This is a genomic window from Dechloromonas sp. CZR5 (assembly GCF_008711155.1).
Classification (GTDB): Bacteria; Pseudomonadota; Gammaproteobacteria; order Burkholderiales; family Rhodocyclaceae; genus Azonexus.
In genome coordinates, this window is record NZ_VUYQ01000002.1 from 371,062 (window position 1) to 396,103 (window position 25,042).

Genomic DNA, 25,042 nt, shown 5'->3' on the forward strand with positions numbered 1-25,042 from the left:
GCCCGCCGGGAAAAGGAATGACCATGAGTCCACGTTTGAAGCCGCTGGCAGCCCTCCTGCCGCTCGCCTTTATTGCCCCGGTACAGGCTGAATTGCTCGCCACGCTCGACCCGGTTGTCGTCACCGCCACGCGCCAGTCGCAACGCGCCAATGAGGCCATTGCCGAAGTCACCATCATCGAACGCCAGGACATCGAACAGGTCGGTCCGGCTGCCACGCTGGGCGAATTGCTCGGCCGCACAGCCGGAGTCGAATTCGGACGTTCCGGCGGTCGCGGCGCCGACGAAAGTGTCTTTATCCGCGGCACCAACAGCGGCCATGCGCTGATCCTGCTCGACGGCATGCGGGTGAGCTCTGCCACGACCGGCGCCACCGCCCTGCAGATGATCCCTTTAGCGCAGATAGAGCGAATCGAGGTGTTGCGCGGCCCGGCCTCCGCGCTCTATGGATCGGACGCCATCGGCGGCGTCATCCAGATTTTCACCAAGGCTCCCGGCGACGCCCCACGGCTCTCCGCCCAGGTCGGCGCCGGCAGCGCCTCGACCTACGAAACCAGCCTCGCCCATGCCAACCGGATCGGTAATCTGAGCTACAGCATCAAGGGCGGTATCAGCGGCACCCAAGGCATCAATGCCATCGAATCGCCCAAGTACCCTGGCTACAACCCGGATCGCGACGGTTACCGCAACAGCAACCTGAACCTGAACGCCAGCTACAACTTCAGCAAGGATGCCGAGGTTGGCGCCGGCGTCTTCAACTCGGTATCGACCAACCGCTACGACGCATACAAATGGGACCCGAACGCTTTTGTAAATGTTGACGCCAGGCTCGATTACCAGATGAAGCACCGCGTATCGGGCGCCTTCGCCTACGCCAGCCTCGCCCCGACCTCCTTCTGGAAATCGACGCTGAAGCTCGCCCAGGGCGAGGACCGCACGGAAAGCCCGGAGTCGGTCATCGGCGATCCTGTCAGCTTCTTCAAGACCACCCAGAAACAATACACTTGGCAAAACGACCTCAAGCTACCGCTGGGCAGCGCGCTGGTCGCCCTGGAGCGACTGGAGCAGGAAGTTGACTCGACCAAGAACTACTCGCGGAAAGCACGTACCATCGATTCGGCCCTGCTCGGCTGGAATGCTGTACTCGGCTCGCACGCCTTCCAGGCCAATCTGCGCAGCGACGACAACTCGCAGTTCGGCCAGCGCGAAACCTGGCTCCTCGGCTACGGCTATCAGCTGGCCCCATCGTGGCGATTGGCCGGCAGCTATGGTACGGCCTTCAAGGCGCCGACCATGAACGATCTCTACTTTCCGTTCACCGCCGGTGTCGGCAGCGGCAACGCCAATCTGAAGCCGGAGGAGTCGCGCAATGCGGAAGCCTCGTTGCGCTTCCAGCAAGGCGCGACACAGGCCCGGATCACCTACTTCCGCAACAAGATCAATAACCTGATTGAGTGGACTACCGATCCCAACACTTTCTTCTCGACACCCGCCAACGTCGGACAGGCGATCATCGACGGGGTCGAGATCAGCGCCGGAACGACACTCGGCAGCTGGCTGCTCAACGCCAACGCCACCTTCCAGGACCCGCGCGATCAGGATCATCACCAGCAACTGCGGCGCCGGGCAAAGGCCTTCGGCCTGGTCAGCGCCACCTATGTCGCCGGTGCCTTCCGGGGCGGCATCGAGTTCAAGGCGGTGGGTGGACGCTACGACGATCCGCATTGGCAAACCGGCCTGAACCAGGTGCACATGGGCGGCTATGCGCTGACCAACCTGTTCGCCAACTATGCCTTCAACAAGGAATGGCAGGCCTTTGCCCGCGTGGACAACCTGTTCGACCGCAACTACGACATCGCCCGTTCGACCAGTGTCATTTATGGCACGCCGGGCCTGTCGGCTTTTGCAGGCATCCGCTACAGTTTCCAGTAAACCGATGCCCACCCGCCAACGTGCTTTCCTAATCCTCGCCAGCCTCGTTCTGCTGGCCGCGTTGAGTTTCGGTTTCGCGTTGACGGTGGGCAGTTTCAAGGTTTCCTATAGCGAGGTGTTCGCCTCCCTTCTCGGCCGCGAAGGCGCTGGTGGCGATGTCGTACTGCAGTTGCGCCTGCCACGGGCTATCGCCGGCTTCGCCTGCGGCGGCCTGTTGGCGCTGGCCGGGGCACTGATGCAGGTGCTGCTGCGCAATCCGCTGGCCGATCCTTACGTACTGGGCATTTCCGGTGGCGCCGGGGTGGGCGCCACGTTCGCCATCCTGATCGGCCTGCCGGTTCTCGGTATCGACGGTCTGGCCTTCGCCGGGGCGCTTGGTGCCATGTTCATTGTCTTCGGGCTGGCCCACGGTGACGGCAGCTGGACGCAAACCCGCCTGCTGCTCACCGGCGTGATTGTCGCCGCCGGCTGCGGCGCACTGGTGGCCTTGATGCTGGCCATTGCCGAGGAGCACAAGCTGCGCGGCATGCTGTTCTGGCTGATGGGCGATCTGGGTCAGAGCGCACAATGGTGGCCGGCCGTGCTCGCACTCGCTGTGGCGCTGACCTTGTCCATTCCCTTCGCCCGCGAACTGAACCTGCTGTCGCGCGGCATGATGCAGGCCCAGGCGCTGGGCGTGGCGGTGGATCGGCTTCGTTACGCGATCTACCTGCTCGCCTCGCTGGCCACGGCGGCATCGGTAACCACGGCTGGCTCAATCGGTTTCGTTGGTCTGGTCGTGCCGCATCTGGTCCGTCTGGCCACCGGCAACGACCAGCGCCTGCTGCTCCCGGCCTCGGTGCTGGCCGGCGGCTCGCTGCTGGTGCTGGCCGACACGCTGGCGCGGACCATCATCGCGCCGCAGCAACTGCCGGTCGGCGTGCTGACGGCGCTGATCGGGGTGCCGGTTTTCCTGTTCCTGTTGTCGAGGCAGCCGAAATGAGCCGGCCCCTGCTCGAAACCCGGCAACTGTGCGTAACAGTTGGCAACAAGGTCATTATCGACCGCCTCGACCTCAATCTGGCGGCCGGCGAACGGCTGGCCATCCTCGGCCGCAACGGCGCCGGCAAGTCGACCTTGCTGTCCACGCTGGCCGGCCTGCGCAAACCGGCCGCCGGTACGGTACTGTTCGCCGGCGACGATGCAGCTGGCCTGCATCCGCGCCAGTCTGCGCTGCGCCGCGCCTGGCTCGGCCAGTTCCAGAACGACCCGTTCGGCTCGACCGTGCTGGAAACGACCCTGACCGGCCGCCACCCGCATCTCGGCCGCTGGGACTGGGAAACCTCCCGGGACGCCGCTCTCGCCCGCGATGCCCTGAGCGCGGTCGGCCTGCGCGGCATGGAGGATCGCCAGATCCATACCCTGTCCGGTGGCGAACGCCAGCGACTGGCCATCGCCACGCTGCTAACCCAGGAAGCGCCGCTCTACCTGCTCGACGAGCCGCTGTCCCACCTCGATCTCAACCACCAGATGGCCGTCCTCGAACTGTTTGCCGGCACGGCACGCAACGAAGGTGCCGGTGTTGTCATGGTCCTCCACGACCCGGCGCTGGCCCATCGCTTCAGCGACCGCGCCCTGCTCGTCCACGGTGACGGGCAAACCGAAATAGGACCGGTCGACGACATCCTGACGGCTGCGACGCTGTCCGAACTCTACGGCTACGGCCTGCGACAGATCGAAGATCGAGGCCATCGCTGTTTCATCCCGGAATAGAAAAATGACCGTTACCCACGAACAACGCATGCAGAAGAAGAAAACCGTCGTCGATGGCAAGATCGCCGCCGCCCAGGAAGAACGCGGCGTGCTGGTGATCAACACCGGCAACGGCAAAGGCAAGTCGAGCGCCGCTTTCGGCGTCGTCGCCCGTGCCCTCGGCCACGGCCTGAAGGTCGGCGTCGTCCAGTTCGTCAAGGGCCGCTCGGATACCGGCGAGGAAGCCTTCTTCCGCCGCCAGCCGGACGTCGCCTGGCACGTCGGCGGCGAAGGCTTCACCTGGGAAACCCAGGACAAGGAGCGCGACGCCCAGGCGGCGCAGGCGGCCTGGGAAGTCGCCTGCGGCCATCTGAGCAATCCGGACATCGGCCTCGTCGTACTCGACGAAATGACCTATGCCTTCAAGTACGGCTGGCTCGACCTCGATGTGGTGATCGCCAACCTGCTCTCCCGACCACCCATGCAGCACGTCATCGTCACCGGCCGCGCCGCGCCGCAGGCCCTGCGTGATGCCGCCGACACGGTGAGCGATATCGGCATGGAGAAGCACGCCTTCCAGGCCGGCATCAAAGCCATGCCCGGCCTCGAATTCTGAGATCCGAACAGTGAACGCCCTCCGCCACCTGGCCCTGTGCGGCCTGCTCCTGCTGTCGGCCATCGCCCGCGCCGGCGAAATCGACCTGCCGGCCGACGTCCGGGCCGACGCCCGGATCCTGCGCGGCGAACGCGACGGCTATTGGGAAAAGCGGCTGGTCGTCCGCTTCCCCGAGGCGCGGCGCACGCTGTCGACCTCCGACGGCCTGCTCGACGCCCATGCCGCGCTGAACCACGCCGGCCACCCGCTGCTCTGGCATAAGTTGGGCATCGAGTTCATGGGCCTGGACGGCCGCGGCGGCAAGGCCTACGGCGAATATATCCATGCCGGGACCGCCCGCGACCTGCAACTCGCCAAGTCGGCGGTCGCCCACATGGCCACCGCCGCCGACATGGACAACCTGGCAGTCGTCACCAAGCGCCACGGCCCGCTGACAGTCACCGTGCTGGCCACCGCCGGCGCCAAATCCAATGCCATCCGCACCGGCGTCGATGCCGGCACTTACATCGAAGGCAACGAGCCGGCCGGCACCATCAACATTCTGGTCCTGACCAATATCCGGCTCACCGATGCCGCGCTGGCCCGCAGCCTGATCACCGTCACCGAGGGCAAGACCGCCGCGCTGCAGGACCTCCAGGTGGCGAGCACCTACACGCCGACGGTACAGGCGACGGGTACCGGTACCGACAGCATCATCGTCGTTTCCGGTACCGAAGGGCCGCAGGCCAGCTACACCGGCGGCCACAGCCGGATCGGCGAACTGATCGGCAAGGCCAGTCATGAGGCAGTGATCGCCGCGCTCGGCAAGCAGAACGGCCTTTTCCTGCCCGGCAGCCAGCGCTTCACGGCAACCACCGAAGCCCCCCCCAAGGCTCCGGAATCCCTGCGCCTCGCTCTTCTGCATCTTGATGCCGTACCCGGCGACATCGCCGGCAATCGCGCGCGTATCGAGGCCGGCATCGGCGAGGCGATCGCTCGGGGCGCTGACTGGATCGTCACGCCGGAACTGGCCGAAACCGGCTACAACTTCGCCAAGCGCATCGGTACCGACTGGATCGCTCCCTATCCCGACGCCTGGATGAGCAAGCTGGCTGCCATCGCCCGCGACAACCGTGTGGCGCTCTTCATCGGCTTTGCCGAGCGCGATGCCAAAAGCGGCAAACTGCACAACAGCGTCGCCGTCATTGACCGCGACGGCGCGCTGCGAGGCACCTACCGCAAGCAGCGCCCGATCGGCAGCGTCGAAAGCTGGTCCACGGCAGGCAGCGGTGGCGCCCCCTTCGTCATCGACGGCATCCCGGTTGGCGTGCTGATCTGCGCCGATACCTACCGGCCGGAACCGGCCGCCCGCCTGCGCGCACAGGGCGCCGCCATCCTGCTGGCCCCGTCCGCCTGGCCGCCGGTGGACGGCATGGGACCGGGCGACGCCTGGGAACGGCGCAGCGCCGAAACCGGCCTACCGCTGGTCGTCAACAACCGCACCGGCCGCGAGCCGGAACTCGATTTCTCGACCGGCGAAAGTGTCGTCGCCAGCGGCGGTGAGCGGCGCTTCGCCTTCACCGCCGAGCAGACGCGCCTGTTCTACGTCGACTGGGATCGCCGGCAGGGTTTCAGACAAGTCACACCATGAACGGCTTGCTCCTCAAGATCGCCCGCCCGCCATGTTCGGCAAGCGGACAGCGGCTACGACCAAGGCGGCGAAGTATTTCGTGACCCACTGACCAGCAAGCTGGCGTTGATCGAGCCAGCCAAACCGTAAGGAATGCACGACCCGATCTTGTCCTTCCGGCGGCAAGAATCTGATGTATCAGCCGGAAACCGCAACAGGTGCCCGCCGCCGCAAGGCGTCGGGTGAAACGGGAACGGGGTGCGCGATCCACGCGATCGCAATGCCCCGGCTGCCCCCGCAACGGTAAGCAAGTGCGGATACGCCATGACGCCACTGAGTGACAACTTGGGAAGGCGGCGCATCAAGACTTGCCAGCCCGGAGACCGGCCTGTTGCTTCGTGCTGCCGCCGCCTGCGGCAGCGATGGCAACTGACCGGCTGCGGGAATGCGGACGGTCGTTCACAGGAGTCGCACCATGCAACACCGTCTGTTCTTGCTGGCCGCCATGGCCGGCATCGGCAACCTCCACGCCGCCGGCCTACCCACCCTGCAGGAAGTGACCGTCAGCAGCGGCCAGCGCGACCTGACCGGTGTCGCCGACTCGGCCACCGAGGGCACGGTCACCGCCAGGCAACTGGCCAACCGCCCGCTGCTGCGTCCGGCCGAAGCGCTGGAAACCGTGCCCGGCATGATCGTCACCCAGCACTCCGGCGACGGCAAAGCCAACCAGTATTTCCTGCGCGGTTTCAATCTCGACCACGGCAGCGACTTCGCCACCCACGTCCTGGGCATGCCGGTCAACATGGCCAGCCACGCCCACGGCCAGGGCTACATGGATCTCAATTTCCTGATCCCCGAACTGATCGGCGGCATCCGCTACCGCAAGGGCGTCTATGCGGCCGAGGACGGCGATTTCGCCACGACCGGCTCGGCACGCATCGACTACCTGCGCAAACTCGACCGGAGCTTCGTCGAACTCGGCGCCGGCCAGCACAATTTCCGGCGCCTGCTCGCCGCCGGCGGACACAGCCTGGGCGATATCAATCTGATGGGCGCCATCGATGTCGGCGGCTATGACGGCCCCTGGGATCAGCCGCAGAAGCTCAACAAAACCAACGGCGTGCTGCGTCTGACCTCGGGCAACGCCGCCAACGGCTTTTCGCTGGCCGGCATGGCCTACAAGGCCGACTGGACAGCCACCGAGCATGTGCCCGAACGCGCCATCGCCAATGGCGAGATCGGCCGTTTCGGCGCCCAGTCGCCCAATGACGGCGGCAAGACGCACCGCACCAGCCTGTCCGGCGACTGGGCGCGTACCAACGAGTCCGGGGCCAGCAAGCTCAACCTCTACGTCGTCGATTACGGCCTGAACTACTTCGCCAACCCGTCCGGCTACATCAACGGCGTGCAGGGCGATCAGCACGAACAGGCCGACGAGCGCCTGCTGTGGGGCGGACAGGTCCGGCACAGCTGGTTCCTCGGGCCGCAATGGAAGGACACCGAACTGAGCGCCGGCCTCCAGTTGCGTCAGGACCGGATTTCGCTCGTCGGGCTGTACGCCACCGAGAACCGGCAGCGCACGCGGACCATCCGCGAAGACCGCATCCGCGAGACAGCGCTCGCCTTCCTGCTCGAAGCCCGCACCCAATGGACCGGCTGGCTGCGCAGCACGCTCGGCCTGCGGCGCGACCAGATCGACGCCCGCGTCACCCCGCTGGCCGGACAGTTCAACATGGGCAACGGCGGCGAGGCCTCGGCCGGCCAGACCAGCCCGAAACTCGGCCTCGTCTTCGGCCCCTTCGATTTGCTCGGGCCGACCGAGTTCTACGCCAACTGGGGCCACGGCTTCCACAGCAACGATGCGCGCGGCACCACGGCACGCACCAATCCGCAGGACGGCAGCGCCGTCGACGCCGTGCCGCTGATCGTCAAGGCCAAGGGCAGCGAACTCGGCCTGCGCGCCACGCCGCTCAAGGGATGGCACACCAACCTGTCGGTCTGGCAGATGGCGCTGGCCTCCGAACTGGTCTTCGTCGGCGACGAAGGCATCACCGAACCCAAAGGGGCCTCGCGCCGGCACGGTGTCGAATGGTCCAACTACATCACGCCGGTTGACGGCTGGATCGTCGACGCCGACATCGCCTGGTCGCAGGCCCGCTTCCGCGAAGCCAACGTCGACAACGGCGGCCGCCGCGTACCCAACGCCATTCCGCTGACCGCCTCGCTCGGCCTCACCGCCGACCACGGCGGCCCGTGGTTCGGCGGCCTGCGCCTGCGCTACCTCGGCGCCTACGCGCTGGAGGAAACCGGCGAACACAAGTCGTCGGCATTCTGGATGGCCAACCTGAAAGCCGGCTACCGCATCACCCCCCAGTTGCAACTCACCCTCGACATCCTCAACCTGTTCGACAAGCGGGCCAACGACATCGAGTACTGGGGCGGCGCTTGCTCGCGCAACGAAGCGCTGGCCGGCACCGGCGGCTGCGGCTCTGGCACCGCCATCGACGGCCGACTGGTACATCCGCTTGAACCGCGTACCTTCCGCCTCAGCCTGCGCGCCAGCTTCTGATCCTTCACTCGCGACCCTCCCCGCCGGGAGGGTCTATCATCCCCTCTCACATCCCGCCTCCCGCCACCATGCCCGCCTGTCCCGCCCTCCTCATCGCCGCCCCGGCCTCCGGCCAGGGCAAGACCACCGTCACCGCCGCCCTGGCCCGCCTGCATGCCCGGCAAGGCCGGCACGTCACCGTATTCAAGTGCGGCCCCGACTTTCTCGACCCGCAGATCCATGCCTTCGCCAGCGGCCGCCCCTGCCAGAACCTCGATCTTGGCATGTGCGGCGAAGCCGATGCCCGCTGGCGCCTGGCCCAGGCGGCTGCCGACTCCGACCTGATCCTGATCGAAGGCGTCATGGGCCTGTTCGACGGCCAGCCCTCGGCCGCCGATATCGCCGAACGCTTCGCCATCCCGGTCATGGCCCTGATCGATGCCGGCAAGATGGCCCAGACCTTCGGCGCCGTAGCCCACGGTCTGGCCAGCTACCGTCCCGGCCTGCCTTTCGCCGGCGTGCTCGCCAACCGCGTCGGCAGCCCTCGCCATGCCGACATGCTGAAGGAAAGCCTGCCCCCCGGCATGGGCTGGTTCGGTGCCCTGCCGAAAAGTGACGACAGCCTGCCCGAGCGCCATCTCGGCCTGCTCCAGGCCGCCGAGATCGACAACCTCGGGCAGCGCCTCGACAAGCTGGCCGATGCACTCGCCACCAGCGCCACCGTCGACCTGCCCGCCCTGGTCGATTTCGCCATGGCCGCGCCACCCGACACGGCGCCGCTGCTCGCCGGCAAGACCGTCGCCATCGCCCACGATGCGGCTTACGGATTCATCTACCCGGCCAACCTGCAGACCCTGCGGCAACTGGGCGCCGACCTGCGTTTCTTCTCGCCGGTCGCCGGCGAAAGCTTGCCCTCCTGTGACGCCGTCTGGCTGCCGGGCGGCTACCCTGAGCTGCACGCCCCGGCCATCGGCAGCAATACTGTGCTGTGGCAGCAGTTGCACGACCACGTTGCGGCCGGCAAGCCGCTGCTCGCCGAGTGCGGCGGCATGATGAGCCTGTTCGGGAAAGTCGTGGACAAAGCCGGCACCACCCATCGCTTCGGCGGCCTGTTGCCCGGCCGCTCGGTCATGCAGAAACGGCTGGCCGCTCTCGGTACGCAATTCGTCGATCTGCCCGAAGGCTCGCTGTCCGGGCACACCTTCCATTACTCGAAAAGCGAGTCGCCGCTGGCCCCACTGACCCGGGCGCGCACCGCCGACGGGCGTGAAGGCGAGGCCGTCTACCGCCTGAATCGACTGACCGCGTCGTATGTCCATCTCTACTTCCCGTCCAATCCGGAAGCGGTCGCCGCTTTGCTCGGCTGACACTTCGAAAATACCGAATAGTCACACCTAAATACACTGCTAAATCCCACTTAACTGACGGGTTACACTACGCCAGTCGTTTTCCACAAACAGGAGACAAGGATGAAAAACTTCGTAATGATGGCCGCAGCGCTGGTGCTCGGCTTCAGCTTGCAGATCAACGATGCCGAAGCGGCGAAACGCCTCGGCGGCGGCAGTTCGTCCGGCATGCAGCGCCAGTCGGTCGCCCCGAACAACACGCATCAGGCCGCGCCCGCCCAGGCCCCGCGTCAGGCGGCTGCCCCGGCGCCCGCAGCACAACCGAAACGCTCGTGGATGGGCCCGCTCGCCGGCCTCGCCGCCGGTCTCGGCCTCGCCGCGCTGGCTTCGCATTTCGGTTTCGGCGAAGAACTGGCCAACTTCATGATGATCGCCCTGCTGGCGATGATCGTGATTGGCGCAATCGGCTTCTTCATGCGCAAGAAGGCCGCTGCCCAGGGCCATCAAGGCATGCAGTACGCCGGTGCCGGCGCCCCCTACGGTGGCAAGGCGGCCCAGCCTGACTTCGCGCCGGCTGGCGGTTCTGTCGCTGCTCCGGCCGCAGTGACCGCTGCGGGCGTTGCCAGCATCCCGGCCGATTTCGATGTCGAGGGCTTCGTACGCAATGCCAAGGTGAACTTCATTCGCCTGCAGGCCGCCAACGATGCCGGCAACCTCGACGATATCCGCGAATTCACCGCACCGGAAATGTTCGCCGAGATCAAGCTGGCCATCGACGAGCGCAAGGGCGCCAAGCAGACGACCGATGTCGTCCAGCTCAACGCCGACGTGATCGACGTTGCCGAAGAAGCCAATCGCTACGTCGTGACCGTGCATTTCTCCGGCCTGATCCGCGAAGACGATCACGCACCGGCCGAGGCCTTTGCCGAAATGTGGCACATGACCAAGCCGCGCGACGGCTCCCGCGGCTGGGTTCTGTCCGGCATCCAGCAGGTCCAGTAAGCGCTCTGGCGCTTTCCCGACAAAACCGGCGGCCCTTTCCCGCCGGTTTTTTTTGCCCGCTTTCCGCGTAGCGCGACACAAATACCCGACGCGCGGGCAGTCTTCGCCGACCTCGGCACAGGAGAACCGCATGCTCCGACGCCTCGCGCTCGCTGCCATTCGCGCCTATCAACACCACCTCTCCCCGCGCAAGGGCTTTTGCTGCGCCTACCGCTACTACACGGGCAAGGCCAGCTGTTCGGCGCTGGGCTACCGGGTCATCCGGCGCCATGGCACGCTGCGCGGGCTGTTGCTGCTGCGTCGGCGGCTCGGTCGCTGCGGCGAGGAATTCCGGCGTCACCGCTCACCGCTCATGCGCAGTGCGCAGGCCGGTTTCTGCGATTGTTCGTGCGATATCGATCCCGGCCAGGCCTGCGACATCGCCAGCAGCCTGCCGGGCGACTGCAACTGGAACAGCCGTCGCAAGGACGGCGGACAAGGTACGGCTACCTGACCGCAAGACCAGCCGGGGCAGAGGTCGCCGCCGGGTGGCAAGCCGTGTAGACTGTCACCATGCGCCGCTACCCCCTGTCCTTCCTCATCCTCACCGCGCTTGGCGCGCTCTGCGCCATTCCGGGGCTGCTCAGCCTCGCCGGCTTCGGTAGCGCCATCCATCCCGTGCTCGACGATCCGATGGCCGGACTGGCCTTCGTCGTTTCCGCCGTGGCCTTGATCGGCTCCGGCGCTTTTCCGCTGGTCATCGAAAAGCTCAAGGAAAACGAAAACGCCTGAGCGGCTTGCCCAGGCGTTCGTCGATTCCGGCCGTCTTCCGACTGACAGGCCGGATCAGGCTTCGCGCATCAAACGCCAGTACTGGAATTTGAGCGTTGCCGCCGCCGCCACGACGATGGCGCCGAAGGTGACGATGGAGCCGAGCGCCAGCGTCGAGAAGCCGGTGATGCCCTGTCCCACGGTGCATCCCATGGCGACGACACCGCCGAAACCCATCAGGGCGGCGCCGATCAGGTGGTTGGCCGTGTCTTCGAGACTGACAAAGCCTTCCCAACGGAAACTGCGGGTCAGCACGCTCCACACGAAGGAGCCGGCCATCACGCCGAGCGCCGTGGCGATGGCGAAGGTCACCGTACGGCTGGTATCGGACCACAGCATCAGCAACTCCAGCGTATAGGCCTGCGGCGCGACGAAAGATAGCGATTCCATGCGCCCGCTGTTGGTGGCGATGAAAGCCTCCTCCAGCGTTTCCGGATGTTCGGCGAGGTAGCCAATGTGACCGCTGACATACCATGCGGCAACGACCGTCAAGCCGACACCCAGGCCGCCGAGCAGATTGTCGAGGGTCCAGAAATCGCGTTTGAACAGGCAGAAGGCAGTCAGGCCGCCACCGACGCCCAGCACGGCCAGCCAGAAGGCCGTTTTCGCGTCGACACCGGCAGCCGTCAAGAGAGCAGGAATATCCTGCCCGCCCGGAAAGGTGATCGCCGCCTTTTCCAGGACGTTGACGCGAAAGACGCCGAAGACGCCGCGCAGGGTCATGTAGGCCACGAGCCCCAGCACGACGAAAACGACCAGCGATTTCAGATTGCCGCCGCCGATGCGGATCAGCGTCTTGCCGCCGCAGCCGGAGGCCAGCACCATGCCGATGCCGAAGCAGGTGCCGCCGACGAGATAGGACAGCCAGGCGAAGGTCGGTGTCCGGTAGATGGTCTTGCCGAGGTCGATCTGGCCACCCGCATGCAGGAAGCCGGCACCGAGGATGGCGACGCCGATGGCCAGCAGCCACATGCGCATGCGGCTCCAGTCGCCCATGTTCACGATATCGGAGACCGCTCCCATGGTGCAGAAATGGGTTTTCTGGCCGATGGCGCCGAAAACGAAGGCGACGGCGAAAGCCAGCCAGAGGACGGTGCCGGGGGTAACGGTTTCCATGATCAGGCGCGATATGGGGTGGGATCGGGCACGCCGGCGGCAGCGAAGCCTTCGGCACGCAGGCGGCAGGAATCGCAGGCGCCGCAGGCGCGGCCCTCCTGGTCGGCCTGGTAGCACGACACGGTAAGGCCATAATCGACGCCCAGGGCGGAACCCAAGCGGATGATCTCGGCCTTCGACAAATCGATCAGCGGCGCATGAATGGCGAGCTTATGGCCCTCGACCCCCGATTTGGTTGCCAGGTTGGCCATCTTTTCGAAGGCGGCGATGTATTCCGGCCGGCAGTCGGGGTAGCCCGAGTAATCGACCGCATTGACGCCGACGAAGATGTCGTCGCTGCCGAGCACTTCGGCCCAGGCGAGCGCCAGCGACAACATGATGGTGTTGCGGGCCGGCACGTAGGTGACCGGAATGCCCGGCTGCACGCCTCCGGTCGGCACGGCGATCGAGGTATCGGTCAGCGCCGAGCCCCCGAACTGGGCAATGCCGAAATTGACGACACGGTGCTCCCGGGCGCCCAGCGCCTGGACGACGCGTTCGGCCGCCTTCAGTTCGGCGTTGTGGCGCTGGCCATAATCGAAGGACAGGCAATAACAATCAAAGCCCTGCGAGCGGGCGATGGCGAGACAGGTGGCGGAATCGAGACCACCGGAAAGGAGTACGACAGCAGGCTTCATCATGGGGCGCGAATATACCCGAAAATGACTATGGACCGCGATGGTATCTGCTTGTTCCTGCGCTACAATTTCCCGCTTTGGCCCACCATACCGGAGATTCAGATGATGCCTCGCCTGACCGCCCTTGCCGCCGCCATGCTGCTGGCCGGTTCCGTCCACGCCGCCGACCGGATCAAGGTCGGCCTCGTCTCGACCCTCTCCGGCCCCGGTGCCGGCCTCGGCGTCGACATCCGCGACGGTTTCCAGCTCGGCATCAAGCACCTGAACGGCAAGCTGGGCAGCCTGCCGGCCGAGGTGCTGGTCGCCGACGACCAGCAAAGCCCGGATATCGCCAAGCAGGTCGCCGACAAGTTCCTGAAAAAGGACAAGGTCGATTTCATGACCGGCATCGTCTTCTCCAACATCATGCTGGCCGTCGGCCCGGCCGTGTTCCAGAACCAAACCTTCTACATCTCGGCCAACGCCGGCCCGTCGCAATACGCCGGCGAGCAGTGCAACCCCTTCTTCTTCAACGTCGCCTGGCAGAACGACAACCTGCACGAAGCCGTCGGCAAGGTCGTTCAGGACAAGGGCTACAAGAATGTCGTGATCGTCACCCCGAACTACCCGGGCGGCAAGGATGCCGTCTCCGGCTTCCGCCGCTACTACAAGGGCCAGGTCTCGGAAGAGATCTACACCAAGCTCGGCCAACTCGACTACGCCGCCGAACTGGCCCAGATCCGCAGCCTCAAGCCGGATGCGCTGTTCTTCTTCTTGCCGGGCGGCATGGGCATCAACTTCGTCAAGCAGTTCGTCTCGGCCGGCCTGTCGCGCGACACGCAGCTATTCGCCCCCGGCTTCTCGGCCGACGAGGATGTGATCAAGGCCGTCGGCGGCTCGATGCTCGGCATGTTCAACTCGTCGCACTGGGCACACGACATGGACAATCCGGAGAACAAGCGCTTCGTCGCCGATTTCCAGAAGGAATACGGCCGTCTGCCTTCGCTGTACGCCTCGCAGGGCTATGACGCGGCACTGATGATGGATGCCGCCGTACGCGACGTGAAGGGCAATGTCGAGGACAAGAAGGCGTTGCAGAAGGCACTCGAAGCCAAGCGCTTCAAGTCCGTGCGCGGCGACTTCAAGTTCAACACCAACCACTATCCGGTGCAGAACTATGTCCTGCGCGCCATCGGCAAGGATGCCGGCGGCCGCATCACCAACAGGACCATGGGCATCATCTTCGCCAACCACGCCGACGCCTATGCCGGCCAGTGCAAGATGAAGTAAGCCCTGGCGACCGGCTGCTCCGGACAAAGCCCCGGGGTAGCTAGTCGCTCTTGCGGATGCTCTTTGCCAGGCGCAGCAGGTTTGATTGCGGCTTCAGATTGGCACGCTTGCAGTAATCCAGATTGACCTCGAAGGCGAGACGCTGCCCCTCCGGCATGATGACCGCACCCACCTGCGACAGGACCGGCGCATCGGTCACGGTCAACACCGCTTGCTGTCCCAGTTCATGGGTAATGCGCCCGAGATTGGGCAACTCGGAATCGCCGATGAAAAGGATCTGGCAATCGGAAATGGCCGCCAGCGATGACAGGCGCGCCACCACCACCCGCCGGTGGCTGATCAGCTTGCCCTCGTAACGCCTTAGCGAGCGACCAACCTTGTCATCGCCCAAGGTGCAGATATTGAAGCTGATCCGGTTCGACTCCGGCCATTCCGTGAACGCGCCAAAGTTGTAAATGTAGGCCGCCTTCATGTCGGCCTCGGCGATGGCGGCCGGCCGTTCCCCGCCGGAATCGGCCAATACGATCCCGGCCAGCCAGATCGAGACGAGGAGGAATAGTGTCCGCATGCCCGTCGCCTCAGAAATCGCAACGCAGCTGGAACCAGTAGCTCCGGCCGTCCATGCGCAGGGTTTCCTGCGGAATGTCGCTGGCGGGGCGCCAGGTGAAAGGTGAAACCACCTCGTAGTGCCGGTCGAACAGGTTACGGATGCTGAAGGATGCCGAGAAGCCGTACCACTTGCGTTCGCTGGACAGGGTCAGATTGGCCAGGGCCATCGCTCCCAGCCGCTTCTGGTCGGGAATGCTGCCGCCCGTCTCCTCCTGGACCAGGGCCAACCGCGATCCCAGATACTGCCCCTCGAAGCCGACCCGCCATTGATCGGCCAGGACCGGAAAAGTCAGATTGAACTTGCCCAGCACATGCGGTGCGTTGGCGAGTTGCGCCCCCTGCACATTGCTCGCATCCTGCCAGGCCATGCTGCCGCGTATCCGAACGCCGCTTTCCCACGAACGCTCCAGCTCGACCTCAAGTCCCCGGCTGGTACTGGACCCTTCCGGCAGATAATCGTCGGCCACGGCGTTGTACACCAGTTGCCGGCTCCGCTTGTAGCGGTACAACGAGCCGGTGAAGCGCAGGCGCGGCGTGAATTCGTGCTGCAAGACCAGCTCGCTGGCCGCCACGTATTCCGGCGCCGCCATTGCCCCGTAGGTCGAGCGATCGTTGGCATTCGGCATGCGGAAGGCTTCACTGTAGGAAGCCTTCCACGTCGTCTCCGCAGCGGGACGGTAGATGGCCGCCAGACGCGGGCTCCAGTTGGGCGCCAGATCGCTGGCATCGTCGTAGCGAGCGCCGATGTTGAGCGACCACTGATCGTTGAGGCGTATCTCGTCCGTCAGATAAAGGCTGATCGTGCGTCTTGCGTAGTCTTCCTGCACCGTGCGCACCGTCTCGTGCGCCGCCGAAAGATAGCGCCAGCGAAAATTCTGGCGAAAATCGTTGCGATACTCGACGCCAAAGACGAGGGAATGATCCTTGAACCAGTTACCGACGAATTTCTGATCCAGCCCCCACCATTTCCCTTCGAAACGGCGCTGGCCGTATTTTTCACCATCGCTGTCGTCGGCAAACTCCCTGAAAGCGTCGTAAACGTATTGGCCGTAGTAAAAACGCGTCGAGGAATGGAGACTCAGACCCAGGTCGCTTTCGTAGCGGGCATTCAGGAAGGCGTTTTCGTCGCGGATGGCAAACAGCGAATTGAACGCCGTGGCGTAGGCGGGGTTGGTCGGCACCGCCTTGTTGCGGTCGACATAAGCCCCTTCGAGCGTCAGGCCTTCATATGAGAACTTGCCGAACAGGCGCTTGTTGCGCTCCCAGTCCCGGCCCTCGGCGATGCCGTTGTTGGTCGCCGGCGTGTCGTAAGCAGGGAAATAGCGATTCCCGCCGTTGACGTCGAGGGCCGATACCGAGAACAGCACATCGGCACCGTTTTCGAAGCGCTTGCCATAGGTCAGCCGCTCCTTCCTGCCACCATGACTGAACACATCGCCCGCCACCTGCGTGCCATTGAATGAGCGCCCCTGGCGCGTGACGATATTGATGATGCCCAGCATCGCATTGCTGCCGTAGGTCACGGAGCCGGTGCCCGGGACATATTCGACCCGCTCGACCAGATCGAGGTCGATCAGGCCGGAGTTGTCGATGTAGGCCTGATTGAAAAGACTATCCTGCGTCGCGTAGCCATCGATCATCAGCATGATCCGGCCGGCGTAGTCACCCGGCACGCCGAAGCTGCGCCCGCCCATGTACTGATAGCGATAGTCATAGGTCGTGTACAGGCCGCGCATACCGTTGATGACGTCGGCTATCGTGCGGTAGCCGTAGGCCCGGATGTCATCGGCGGTGACGATGGCAACGGCCGATGGCGAATCGCTGATTTGCTGGGCGAGCCGCGAGGCGGGAACAATCTCCTGCTGTACCAGTTGCTCGAACGGCGTATCCGACAGGTCGCGGGCGGTTCCGGCACATGCCAAGCCCCCGGCCAACTGCAGGCCGATCAAGACAAATACCATTTTCAGGGTACCGAACCTCATCACTCAAACACACAACAACAATACCAATTTTGACATTTTATAGATTTATGTCAAAACAATCCATGCCATACCCTGATTCTCCCGAATCACAAAGCTTGTTCAGTCGACCGGTTTTTACCGGATAATCTCGCCCCATCCGGGCCCGAAGCCCGCGCCGCTCACGACTGCCCCCGCCCCGCCACGCATGCTCCAGCTCATCCTCGAACAGACTCTCAACGGCCTCCAGTTCGGCCTCATGCTGTTCCTGCTCGCCGCCGGATTAACGCTGGTCTTCGGCATCATGGATTGCATCAACCTGGCACACGGTTCGCTGTACATGGTGGGCGCCTACTTTGTCGCCGCGGCCACCCAGGCCGCCGATTCGTTCTGGATCGGACTGGGCGTCGGGGTAGCCGGCGCGGCCGTACTGGGTCTGGTGCTCGAACTGACGCTGTTCCGCCGCCTCTACCAGCGCGACCACCTGTCGCAAGTGCTCGCCACGTTCGCCCTGATCCTGATCGCCAACGAAGCCGTCCGCGCCATCTGGGGACCGGCCGCCCTGCTGCTGAATCCGCCCGAGGCGCTGGCCGGACCGGTCGAGATCGGCGGTTTCTTCTACCCGGCCTATCGCCTGCTCATCATCGCCGTCGGCATGGCAGTCGCCCTCCTGCTCTATCTGCTGGTCGCCCGGAGCCGGGTCGGCATGTGGGTGCGTGCCGGCGCCGCCAATCGCGAGATCACCGAGTCGCTGGGGATCAATGTGCGGGCGCTGTTCACCGCCGTCTTCGTGTTTGGCGCGGCCTTGTGCGCCCTGGCCGGCGGCCTGCTCGGCCCTCTGCTCGCCGTACAGGTCGGCATGGGCGAAAGCGTGCTGATTCTCGCCTTCGTGGTGATCATCATCGGCGGCATCGGATCGATCCGCGGCGCGCTGGTCGGCAGCCTCATCGTCGGCACCGTCGACACCCTCGGCCGCGCGCTGCTGCCCACCCTGCTGCGCGCCCTGCTGCCGGCGGATGCGGCGTCGACGCTCGGTCCCGCGCTGGCTTCCATCCTCATTTACCTGTTGATGGCCGCCATCCTCTTCTTCAAGCCGCAAGGCCTCTTCCCGGCACGTGCCTGAGATGATGCTTTCCACCCCGCTCCCGGCGGCATTCGCGCCAAGGATCGCCTGAATGGCCCTCTACCGCGCCGCCCCCTGGCAGAAACCGCTGTCACTGGCCTTGCTGCTCGCGGCACTCGCCGTGCCGACCGTGCTCACCGCACTCGACCAGGCGTTCTATATCGGCTTCGCCACCCGCGTGCTGATCTTCGCACTGGCTGCCTCCAGTCTCAACCTCGTACTCGGCTTCGGCGGCATGGTGTCCCTCGGGCATGCCGCCTTTCTGGGCGCCGGCGCCTATGTCGCCGCCATCTGCCAGCAGGCCGGCATCAACGAAGCCCTGATCGCCTTCCCGCTGGCCATGGGTGTTGCCGGATTATTCGCCCTGGTCGTCGGGGCCGTCAGCCTGCGAACCCGGGGCGTCTACTTCATCATGATCACGCTGGCTTTCGCCCAGATGGCGTATTACCTGTTTGTCTCCGCACGCAGCTGGGGCGGCGACGACGGGCTGCCGCTCAACGGACGGATGACCCTGGGCGGCCTTCCCCTGGCTTCCGACGACGCCCTGTTCTACGCAGCCCTCCTTGCGCTGGTCGCTGCCATGGCCCTTTTCGGCCGGCTCGTCGATGCCCGCTTCGGCCGGGTACTGCAAGCCATCCGTGAAAACGAGACACGCATGGAAGCGCTCGGCTACCTCGTATTCCGCTTTCGTCTCGTTGCTTTCGTCCTGAGCGGCATGGGCGCAGGGCTCGCCGGCGCGCTGCTCGCCAACCTGACCGGACTGGCCAGCCCCAACCTGCTGCAATGGACACAATCCGGCACGCTGCTGGTCATGGTCATCATCGGCGGCGTCGGCTACCTGTACGGCGGCGTGGTCGGCGCGGTCGTCCTGCTGATGCTGGAAGAAATGCTGGTCGGTTTCACGGCGCACTGGCACATCGTGCTCGGCCTGTTGCTGCTCGCGGTCGTTCTCTTCGCCCCCCGGGGTGTCGCCGCGCTGTTCGGACCCACCCGGGGTAACGACCATGGCTGAAGCATTGCTCGAGGTTAGCCGGCTCTCGCGCCGCTTTGGTGCGGTCGATGCGTTGAAGGAAGTCGATTTCAACGTCACCGCCGGCGAAGTCCATGCCCTGATCGGACCGAACGGCGCGGGCAAGACGACCTTCATCCACCATGTTTCCGGCGCCTTGCAACCGGACAGCGGCCGCATCCGCTTCGCCGGCCACGACGTGACCACCTTGTCCATGCACCGGCGGGTCAGCGCCGGCATGGCGCGCTCCTATCAGATCACCAACATCTTTCCCGGCCTCTCCGCGCTCGACAACGTGGCGCTGGCCGTCCAGGGGCGCAACGATGCCGGCAGCAGCTTCCGCTTCTGGCGGCCGGTCGGCCGGGAAGCCGCCCTCTTCGAGGAAGCAAAGGGCTATCTCGAACAGGTTGGGCTGCAGGGCAAGGACGGGGCCGCCGCCGGCATGCTGTCGCACGGCGAGCAGCGCGCACTCGAGCTGGCCATGGTGCTGGCCACCCGCCCCAAACTCCTGCTCCTCGACGAGCCGATGGCCGGCACCGGCCCCGAGGAGTCGGCCCGCATGGTCGAGTTGATCGAGCAGTTGGCCCGCCGCGTCACCATCCTCCTCGTCGAGCACGACATGGCCGCCGTTTTCCGGCTGGCCGACCGCATCTCGGTGCTGGTCAACGGTCAATTGATCTGCACCGGTACGCCCGAAGAGGTCCGCAACGATGCCGCCGTACGCCGCGCCTATCTGGGAGATCATTTGTGAACGCCCTTCTGGAGGTTTCCGGGCTGGAAGTTGCCTACGGGCCGAGCCAGGTGTTGTTCGGACTCAACCTGGGCATGGCCGAGGGCGAGGCAAGCACGCTGCTCGGCCGCAACGGCATGGGCAAGACGACGACCTTGCGCGCCATCTGCGGGCTGGAACCGGTCAAGGCCGGGAGCATCCGCTTTGCCGGCGAGGAAATTACCGACTGGCGACCCGACCGCATCGGCCGCGCCGGTATCGCCCTGGTGCCGGAAGGCCGCCAGTGCTTCCCCAACCTGACGGTCGACGAACATCTGGTGGCCTTCTCCGCCAATCGTCGCGGCAACCCTGAGCCGTGGACGCTGGCCCGCGTCTACGCTCTGTTTCCGCGCCTGCAGGAGCGCAGAAAAAACCTTGGCAACCAGCTCTCCGGCGGCGAGCAGCAGATGCTGGCCATCGGCCGCGCCCTGGTCACCAATCCGCGGCTGCTGATTCTGGACGAAGCCACGGAAGGCCTCGCTCCGCTGATCCGCGATGAAATCTGGGCTTGCCTTGCCCGCCTGCGCAGCGAGGGGCAAAGTGTCCTGGTGGTCGACAAGTATGTCGAAAAACTCATCGAGCTGGCCGACCACCACACCATTGTCGAGCGTGGACAAGTCGTCTGGCAGGGCAGTTCGACCGACCTCGATGCCGACCACGGCATCTGGCACCGCTACCTGGGCATCTGAGGTCCGGTCGTCTGCTGCACCGACGACGCAACGCGCTAAATCATCCAGTCGTCGAACGATGCGTTCGACACCGTTCGCCGGTAGCCACCCAAGTCCCTGCGAAATTCGGCAAATGACATTGGCTTGCCGAACAGGTATCCCTGGAAAAAGGCACAGCCGTGCCTCACCAGGTAGGTATGCTGATCGCTGTCCTCGACCCCCTCGGCCACCACGTTGAGGCGCAGCGTATTGCCCATCGCCAGGATGGCCCGCACGATGCCTGCGTCGTCGCTATTGCGCATGATGTCGCTGATGAACGAACGGTCCACCTTGAGTTGCTCGAACGGAAAGCGTTTCAGGTAAGACAGGGAGGCATAGCCTGTTCCGAAATCATCAAGCGAAAAGCGAACCCCCATGCGGCGCAGCGCCTGCATCTTGGCGACAACATCCTCGACCTTGTCGAGCAGCAGGCTCTCGGTCAGTTCCAGCTTGATCAACCCGGGGTTCACTCCGTGTCGCGCCAGGGCGTCGCCGACCTGGCTAACGAAGTCGCCCTGACGGAACTGGCGGGCGCTGACGTTGACCGCCATGGTCAGGTCCGCCGTCTCCGGATCGTCGGCCCAGCGACTCAATTCCGCGCAGGCCTGATCGAGCACCCACAGGCCGATCGGAACGATCAACCCGGTATCTTCGGCCAGCGGGATAAAATCGGCAGGCGAAATCATGGCCTTTCCGGGAGGACGCCAGCGTAGCAGTACTTCGACACCGACCAGGCGGCTTTCCGCATTGACCTGTGGTTGCAGGTAAAGCACGAATTCGTTTCGCGACAAGGCGCGACGCAGGCCCGACTCGAGGGCTGCGCGCTCGTCCAGCGCAATCTGCATGGCATTGTCAAAGAAGCGGATCGCGTTGCGCCCGGCATCCTTGGATTTGTACAAAGCAATATCGGCCTGCTTGAGCAGCACATCGACGGTCTTTTCACAGCCCAGATAAAGACTAATCCCGATACTCGCCGAACGAAAGTACTCGGTATCGCCGATCAGCAGATAGGGGCGGGCCAACTCGAAACGAACCTTCTCGGCGACCGCTTCCGCCTGGAGAGCGGCGCCCGCGGCATCACCCCCCAGGTTTTCGAGCATCACCACGAACTCGTCGCCCCCCAGGCGGGCCGCCGTATCGCATTCGCGTATGCATGCCGCCAGCCGATTGGCGACCTCGGTCAGCAAGCGGTCGCCGACATCGTGGCCCAGGGTATCGTTCAGGGTCTTGAAGTGATCGATATCGATCATCAGCAATGCCCCGAAATGTCCGTCACGCTTGCTGGCCAGGCACGATTTTTCCAGCCGGTTGAGCAGCATGCGGCGGTTGGGCATGGCCGTCAGCGGATCGTAGTAGGCCAGATGATGAATCTCCGACTCGGCGACTTTCAAATTACTGATGTCGGAAAAGGTGCTGACGAAATGCGTCACCTTGCCCGAGGCATCCCGTACGCTGCTGATCGTCAGCCATTCCGGGAAAACCTCCCCACTCTTGCGGCGATTCCAGATTTCGCCCTGCCAATGCCCCGTCTCGGCGAGCGTACGCCACATTTCGGTATAGAACGTGGCATCCTGCCGCCCCGACTTCAATATGCTGGGCGTGCTGCCGATTGCTTCGGCAGCCGGATAGCCGGTGAGCGTCGAAAAGGCCTGGTTGACCTGCAGAATGCGTTGCTCCGCATCGGTAACCATGATCGCCGCCTGCGAGGCGAAAGCAATTGCCGCAATCCGGAGACTCTGTTCGTGCTGTTGGCGTTCGGAAATATCCGTCGCAATCCCAAGGTAACCCAGAATCTCGCCGCACTTGCCGCGCAGCAGACTGATGCACAGGCTGACGGGAAAGCTCGAACCGTCCTTTCGGACATAGGTCCATTCGGCTTCGATTACAGGCTGCTCCGGACCGAGATCGGCCACGAAAACGGAGAAGCCCTCGGGTGCAGCCACGCCGCGCTGGCGTGTCACTCCCCGGGCGCGCTCGCCGACCTCTTCGGCCAAGTGAAAGATCAGGGGCGTTTCCCGACAGACGACCTCTTCCCACGTATAACCCAGCATTTTCTGGGCTTGGGCATTGAAGTAGAGAATCATCCCCTGCGTATCGGTCAGGATGATCGCCCGTCCGGCATTTTCAAAGATGGCGTGCTGGAGGGCGCAGAGCTGGGTGGGACGCAGACCGGTTTCGTGCCACGCCCCGGTCAGCACGCACGTCTCCGGGAACATCGACGAGGAAGTCATGACCGTCGCCCGGTCCAAGCAAGGCTTACCGGCGGCGAACTTGCCGCACGAAATAAAGCACCTCGTGCAAACATACATCCTCCCCAAGCTCCTGCCTCTGCGACCCGCCGAACGGAGGGTGCGGCAATATTATGGGGAGATTATGAACACAATGACAGAAGGGTAGCAAGCCCCGAAAGACAGTTTTCGCGGGGTTTTTCGCGCCCGGCGCGAAACTCAGCTGCTCGTCAGCAATGCAAATTCGCGCTCGGCGAGTTTTTCGTCGCCGAGATTCAACTCAACCAGGCGACGCAGGTGCGTCACACTGTCCAGATCGATTTCACGACATAGCAGACCGTAGTAATTGGCGACGTGATGCACGATGGATACATCCATCCGGATGCCGGAACCCAGTTCGTCGAGGCGGACTTTCAGCGTTCCCTGGCTGCCGACCGTAACGTACATCGGGCTCGTCGGCGCAATCAACGCTCCTTGCAACGAGAGATCGAGCACCTCGACGACATGCTCGCCATCGGGCAGGAAAAGTCTGGCTTCGCAGTGAAAGGGAATCCGGGAAAACCGGCGACGATTCTGGTTCAAGCTTGCCTCCGTCGTTTTACTTTCCCTGCATGTTACCCCAAAGCAGCTTGTGCAGTTGCAGCTGGAAGCGTACGTTCAGGCCGTCGGCGAGAATCCACTCAGCCAGTGACGAGGCTTCGAGGAGGCCTTGCGCCGGTGAAAGCAGAACCGGGCACAGACGGTCGAGATGGCGCTGGCGAATGACGTCGCGCGCCCACTCGTAGTCGTCGCGCGAGGCGATGACCATTTTGATCTCGTCGCGGTCGTTCAGGCAATCCAGGTTACTCCACAGATTGCGCCCGACCTCGCCGGAACCCGGTGCCTTGAGATCCATGATGCGCGACACGCGCGGATCGACACCGGCCACGTCGAGGGCGCCCGAGGTTTCCAGCGACACATCGTAGCCGGCGTCGCACAGCGCTGTCAGCAGCGGCAGGCAATCCTTCTGCGACAAGGGTTCGCCGCCGGTCACGCAGACCTGGCGGACAGGATACTTCGCCACCTCGGCAAGCACCGACTCGACCGTCGCGGCTTCGCCGCCGGTGAAGCTGTAAGTGGTATCGCACCACGTGCAGCGCAGGGGGCAACCGGTCAGGCGGACAAAAACCGTCGGCAAGCCGACACGCGAGGCCTCGCCTTGCAGCGAGTAGAAAACTTCGGTGATACGCAGGGCCAATTATTTCTTCTTCAGTCTTTCGCGAGCCACGTCGGCAGCCTGAGCGCTCGGGTACTTGGCAACGACCGTTTCCAGCGAGCGCTTCGCTCCGCTGGCATTACCCATTTCCTGCTGGCAGGTCGCCATGGCCAGCCATGCGTCGGCTGCCTTGGGGCTGTCGGCATACTTGGTGGTCACCACGCTCTGCGCCTCGATCGCACGCTTGCAATCGCGCTGGGCATACCAGGCATTGCCCAGCCAGTACTGGGCATTGGGCGCCAGCGTACTGTCCGGATACTTCTGCACGAAGGCGGCAAAACCCGCCGCGGCATCCTTGTACTTGGCGGCCTTGAACTGGTTCAGGGCGGCTTCGTACTCCTGGCTTTCCTTGGCCGGGTCGCCGGTCGGCTTGGCCGGCGGCGTGGCGGCATTCGGATCGGTGCTGCCGTTGGCGGCAACCGGCGTCTCGAACTTGCGCAGACGCGTATCGAGGTCGAGATAGAAATCCTGCTGGCGCTTCTTGGCCGTTTCCAGCTCGTAGTTCAGCGTTTCGATCTGTCCGCGCAGGCGGGCGATCTCTTCGGCCTGGCGCTGGATCTGGGCGGCCAGATCCAGTTGCGCCTTGGCCTGCTGGTCGAATCGCGCCTCCGTCTTGATCCGGTGGTCGGCGATCTGGCGACGCGCCTCGTCGTCATCGAAGACACCGGCCTGGGCCTGCGCGGCACCCAGGGCGGCAATCAGAAGGGCGATTCGAACCGGACGCATGGT

At 64.5% G+C, this 25,042-nt stretch carries 23 protein-coding genes and 1 riboswitch; of the genes, 15 read left to right on the forward strand and 8 right to left on the reverse strand.

The features are described 5' to 3' along the window. The first annotated feature begins 23 nt into the window (after positions 1 to 23). The 10 genes from F1002_RS06855 to F1002_RS06900 all read left to right on the forward strand — a co-directional run bounded on the left by F1002_RS06855 (position 24) and on the right by F1002_RS06900 (position 11,554). Positions 24 to 1,931 carry a TonB-dependent receptor domain-containing protein gene (locus F1002_RS06855; protein WP_191090328.1) on the forward strand — a complete coding sequence of 636 codons (1,908 nt, stop codon included), beginning with the start codon at positions 24 to 26 and terminating at the stop codon, positions 1,929 to 1,931. Positions 1,932 to 1,935: 4 nt separating this feature from the next. Further along, positions 1,936 to 2,913 carry an iron ABC transporter permease gene (locus F1002_RS06860; RefSeq protein WP_150428272.1) on the forward strand — a complete coding sequence of 326 codons (978 nt, stop codon included), beginning with the start codon at positions 1,936 to 1,938 and terminating at the stop codon, positions 2,911 to 2,913. Beyond that, complete coding sequence (locus F1002_RS06865; RefSeq protein ID WP_150428273.1) at positions 2,910 to 3,683, forward strand: ABC transporter ATP-binding protein; 774 nt, start codon at positions 2,910 to 2,912, stop codon at positions 3,681 to 3,683. Before F1002_RS06860 ends, F1002_RS06865 begins: the two co-directional genes overlap by 4 nt. A 4-nt stretch (positions 3,684 to 3,687) precedes the next feature. After that, the gene (gene cobO, locus F1002_RS06870) at positions 3,688 to 4,278 is read left to right on the forward strand and encodes a cob(I)yrinic acid a,c-diamide adenosyltransferase (protein ID WP_150428274.1); all 591 of its coding nucleotides are present in this window, start codon (positions 3,688 to 3,690) and stop codon (positions 4,276 to 4,278) included. Between the two features lie 10 nt (positions 4,279 to 4,288). Next, entirely contained in the window at positions 4,289 to 5,908 is a 1,620-nt protein-coding gene (locus F1002_RS20945) for an adenosylcobinamide amidohydrolase (RefSeq protein WP_191090329.1), read from the forward strand. 178 nt (positions 5,909 to 6,086) lie between these two features. Then, positions 6,087 to 6,294: riboswitch (cobalamin riboswitch) on the forward strand. 68 nt (positions 6,295 to 6,362) lie between these two features. Next, the gene (locus F1002_RS06880) at positions 6,363 to 8,456 is read left to right on the forward strand and encodes a TonB-dependent receptor (protein ID WP_150428275.1); all 2,094 of its coding nucleotides are present in this window, start codon (positions 6,363 to 6,365) and stop codon (positions 8,454 to 8,456) included. Between the two features lie 68 nt (positions 8,457 to 8,524). Next, positions 8,525 to 9,802 carry a cobyrinate a,c-diamide synthase gene (locus F1002_RS06885; protein WP_150428276.1) on the forward strand — a complete coding sequence of 426 codons (1,278 nt, stop codon included), beginning with the start codon at positions 8,525 to 8,527 and terminating at the stop codon, positions 9,800 to 9,802. A 102-nt stretch (positions 9,803 to 9,904) separates the two neighbouring features. Continuing rightward, entirely contained in the window at positions 9,905 to 10,783 is an 879-nt protein-coding gene (locus F1002_RS06890; protein WP_150428277.1) for a Tim44 domain-containing protein, read from the forward strand. Between the two features lie 130 nt (positions 10,784 to 10,913). Further along, positions 10,914 to 11,276: a membrane protein insertion efficiency factor YidD gene (gene yidD, locus F1002_RS06895; RefSeq protein ID WP_150428278.1), complete on the forward strand. Its 363-nt coding sequence runs from the start codon at positions 10,914 to 10,916 to the stop codon at positions 11,274 to 11,276. A gap of 59 nt (positions 11,277 to 11,335) precedes the next feature. Next, positions 11,336 to 11,554, forward strand: coding sequence for a hypothetical protein (locus tag F1002_RS06900; RefSeq protein WP_150428279.1), 219 nt, complete (start codon positions 11,336 to 11,338; stop codon positions 11,552 to 11,554). A 54-nt stretch (positions 11,555 to 11,608) separates the two neighbouring features. On the opposite strand, the gene F1002_RS06905 is transcribed toward F1002_RS06900, so the two are convergent. Next, complete coding sequence (locus F1002_RS06905; protein WP_150428280.1) at positions 11,609 to 12,709, reverse strand: YeeE/YedE family protein; 1,101 nt, start codon at positions 12,707 to 12,709, stop codon at positions 11,609 to 11,611. A 2-nt stretch (positions 12,710 to 12,711) separates the two neighbouring features. Continuing rightward, entirely contained in the window at positions 12,712 to 13,389 is a 678-nt protein-coding gene (queC, locus tag F1002_RS06910) for a 7-cyano-7-deazaguanine synthase QueC (RefSeq protein WP_150428281.1), read from the reverse strand. Positions 13,390 to 13,488: 99 nt separating this feature from the next. On the opposite strand from queC, the gene F1002_RS06915 reads away from it, so the two are divergent. Then, positions 13,489 to 14,655 (forward strand): ABC transporter substrate-binding protein, encoded by a 1,167-nt coding sequence (locus F1002_RS06915; RefSeq protein ID WP_150428282.1) that lies wholly within the window; start codon positions 13,489 to 13,491, stop codon positions 14,653 to 14,655. A 40-nt stretch (positions 14,656 to 14,695) separates the two neighbouring features. Here the strand turns inward: F1002_RS06915 and F1002_RS06920 are convergent, their stop codons facing one another. Continuing rightward, positions 14,696 to 15,223 carry a YfiR family protein gene (locus F1002_RS06920; protein WP_150428283.1) on the reverse strand — a complete coding sequence of 176 codons (528 nt, stop codon included), beginning with the start codon at positions 15,221 to 15,223 and terminating at the stop codon, positions 14,696 to 14,698. Positions 15,224 to 15,233: 10 nt separating this feature from the next. Beyond that, the gene (locus tag F1002_RS06925; RefSeq protein ID WP_150428284.1) at positions 15,234 to 17,225 is read right to left on the reverse strand and encodes a TonB-dependent siderophore receptor; all 1,992 of its coding nucleotides are present in this window, start codon (positions 17,223 to 17,225) and stop codon (positions 15,234 to 15,236) included. Between the two features lie 205 nt (positions 17,226 to 17,430). Here F1002_RS06925 and F1002_RS06930 point away from each other — a divergent pair, with 205 nt between their 5' ends. Genes F1002_RS06930 through F1002_RS06945 form a run of 4 tightly spaced genes read left to right on the forward strand, consistent with a single transcriptional unit; the run spans position 17,431 to position 20,812 of the window. After that, complete coding sequence (locus tag F1002_RS06930) at positions 17,431 to 18,345, forward strand: branched-chain amino acid ABC transporter permease (protein ID WP_150428285.1); 915 nt, start codon at positions 17,431 to 17,433, stop codon at positions 18,343 to 18,345. A gap of 52 nt (positions 18,346 to 18,397) precedes the next feature. Then, complete coding sequence (locus F1002_RS06935) at positions 18,398 to 19,357, forward strand: branched-chain amino acid ABC transporter permease (protein ID WP_150428286.1); 960 nt, start codon at positions 18,398 to 18,400, stop codon at positions 19,355 to 19,357. Continuing rightward, a complete protein-coding gene (locus tag F1002_RS06940; RefSeq protein WP_150428287.1) occupies positions 19,350 to 20,105 on the forward strand; it encodes an ABC transporter ATP-binding protein in 756 nt (251 codons plus the stop codon). The genes F1002_RS06935 and F1002_RS06940 overlap by 8 nt, the downstream gene beginning before the upstream one ends. Then, complete coding sequence (locus F1002_RS06945; protein WP_150428288.1) at positions 20,102 to 20,812, forward strand: ABC transporter ATP-binding protein; 711 nt, start codon at positions 20,102 to 20,104, stop codon at positions 20,810 to 20,812. Before F1002_RS06940 ends, F1002_RS06945 begins: the two co-directional genes overlap by 4 nt. A gap of 35 nt (positions 20,813 to 20,847) precedes the next feature. On the opposite strand, the gene F1002_RS06950 is transcribed toward F1002_RS06945, so the two are convergent. The 4 genes from F1002_RS06950 to ybgF form a co-directional block, all read right to left on the reverse strand. Beyond that, positions 20,848 to 23,061, reverse strand: a complete 2,214-nt coding sequence (locus F1002_RS06950) for an EAL domain-containing protein (protein WP_150428289.1) — start codon at positions 23,059 to 23,061, stop codon at positions 20,848 to 20,850. Positions 23,062 to 23,277: 216 nt separating this feature from the next. Then, positions 23,278 to 23,640: a PilZ domain-containing protein gene (locus tag F1002_RS06955; RefSeq protein ID WP_150428290.1), complete on the reverse strand. Its 363-nt coding sequence runs from the start codon at positions 23,638 to 23,640 to the stop codon at positions 23,278 to 23,280. A gap of 16 nt (positions 23,641 to 23,656) precedes the next feature. After that, a complete protein-coding gene (gene queE, locus F1002_RS06960) occupies positions 23,657 to 24,295 on the reverse strand; it encodes a 7-carboxy-7-deazaguanine synthase QueE (RefSeq protein ID WP_150428291.1) in 639 nt (212 codons plus the stop codon). Next, positions 24,296 to 25,039 carry a tol-pal system protein YbgF gene (gene ybgF / locus F1002_RS06965; RefSeq protein WP_150428292.1) on the reverse strand — a complete coding sequence of 248 codons (744 nt, stop codon included), beginning with the start codon at positions 25,037 to 25,039 and terminating at the stop codon, positions 24,296 to 24,298. Positions 25,040 to 25,042 lie beyond the last annotated feature (3 nt).

Bases quoted from the DNA above. Each gene is read 5' to 3' on its own strand.
- queC (WP_150428281.1), bottom strand. From the start codon at position 13,389: ATGATGAAGCCTGCTGTCGTACTCCTTTCCGGTGGTCTCGATTCCGCC.
- F1002_RS06905 (WP_150428280.1), bottom strand. From the start codon at position 12,709: ATGGAAACCGTTACCCCCGGCACCGTCCTCTGGCTGGCTTTCGCCGTC.
- F1002_RS06935 (WP_150428286.1), top strand. From the start codon at position 18,398: ATGGCCCTCTACCGCGCCGCCCCCTGGCAGAAACCGCTGTCACTGGCC.
- F1002_RS06885 (WP_150428276.1), top strand. From the start codon at position 8,525: ATGCCCGCCTGTCCCGCCCTCCTCATCGCCGCCCCGGCCTCCGGCCAG.
- F1002_RS06880 (WP_150428275.1), top strand. From the start codon at position 6,363: ATGCAACACCGTCTGTTCTTGCTGGCCGCCATGGCCGGCATCGGCAAC.
- F1002_RS06865 (WP_150428273.1), top strand. From the start codon at position 2,910: ATGAGCCGGCCCCTGCTCGAAACCCGGCAACTGTGCGTAACAGTTGGC.
- F1002_RS06950 (WP_150428289.1), bottom strand. From the start codon at position 23,061: ATGACTTCCTCGTCGATGTTCCCGGAGACGTGCGTGCTGACCGGGGCG.
- F1002_RS06920 (WP_150428283.1), bottom strand. From the start codon at position 15,223: ATGCGGACACTATTCCTCCTCGTCTCGATCTGGCTGGCCGGGATCGTA.
- F1002_RS06860 (WP_150428272.1), top strand. From the start codon at position 1,936: ATGCCCACCCGCCAACGTGCTTTCCTAATCCTCGCCAGCCTCGTTCTG.
- F1002_RS06930 (WP_150428285.1), top strand. From the start codon at position 17,431: ATGCTCCAGCTCATCCTCGAACAGACTCTCAACGGCCTCCAGTTCGGC.
- ybgF (WP_150428292.1), bottom strand. From the start codon at position 25,039: ATGCGTCCGGTTCGAATCGCCCTTCTGATTGCCGCCCTGGGTGCCGCG.
- F1002_RS06900 (WP_150428279.1), top strand. From the start codon at position 11,336: ATGCGCCGCTACCCCCTGTCCTTCCTCATCCTCACCGCGCTTGGCGCG.
- yidD (WP_150428278.1), top strand. From the start codon at position 10,914: ATGCTCCGACGCCTCGCGCTCGCTGCCATTCGCGCCTATCAACACCAC.
- F1002_RS06890 (WP_150428277.1), top strand. From the start codon at position 9,905: ATGAAAAACTTCGTAATGATGGCCGCAGCGCTGGTGCTCGGCTTCAGC.
- F1002_RS06915 (WP_150428282.1), top strand. From the start codon at position 13,489: ATGATGCCTCGCCTGACCGCCCTTGCCGCCGCCATGCTGCTGGCCGGT.
- F1002_RS06855 (WP_191090328.1), top strand. From the start codon at position 24: ATGAGTCCACGTTTGAAGCCGCTGGCAGCCCTCCTGCCGCTCGCCTTT.
- cobO (WP_150428274.1), top strand. From the start codon at position 3,688: ATGACCGTTACCCACGAACAACGCATGCAGAAGAAGAAAACCGTCGTC.
- F1002_RS06940 (WP_150428287.1), top strand. From the start codon at position 19,350: ATGGCTGAAGCATTGCTCGAGGTTAGCCGGCTCTCGCGCCGCTTTGGT.
- F1002_RS06925 (WP_150428284.1), bottom strand. From the start codon at position 17,225: ATGGTATTTGTCTTGATCGGCCTGCAGTTGGCCGGGGGCTTGGCATGT.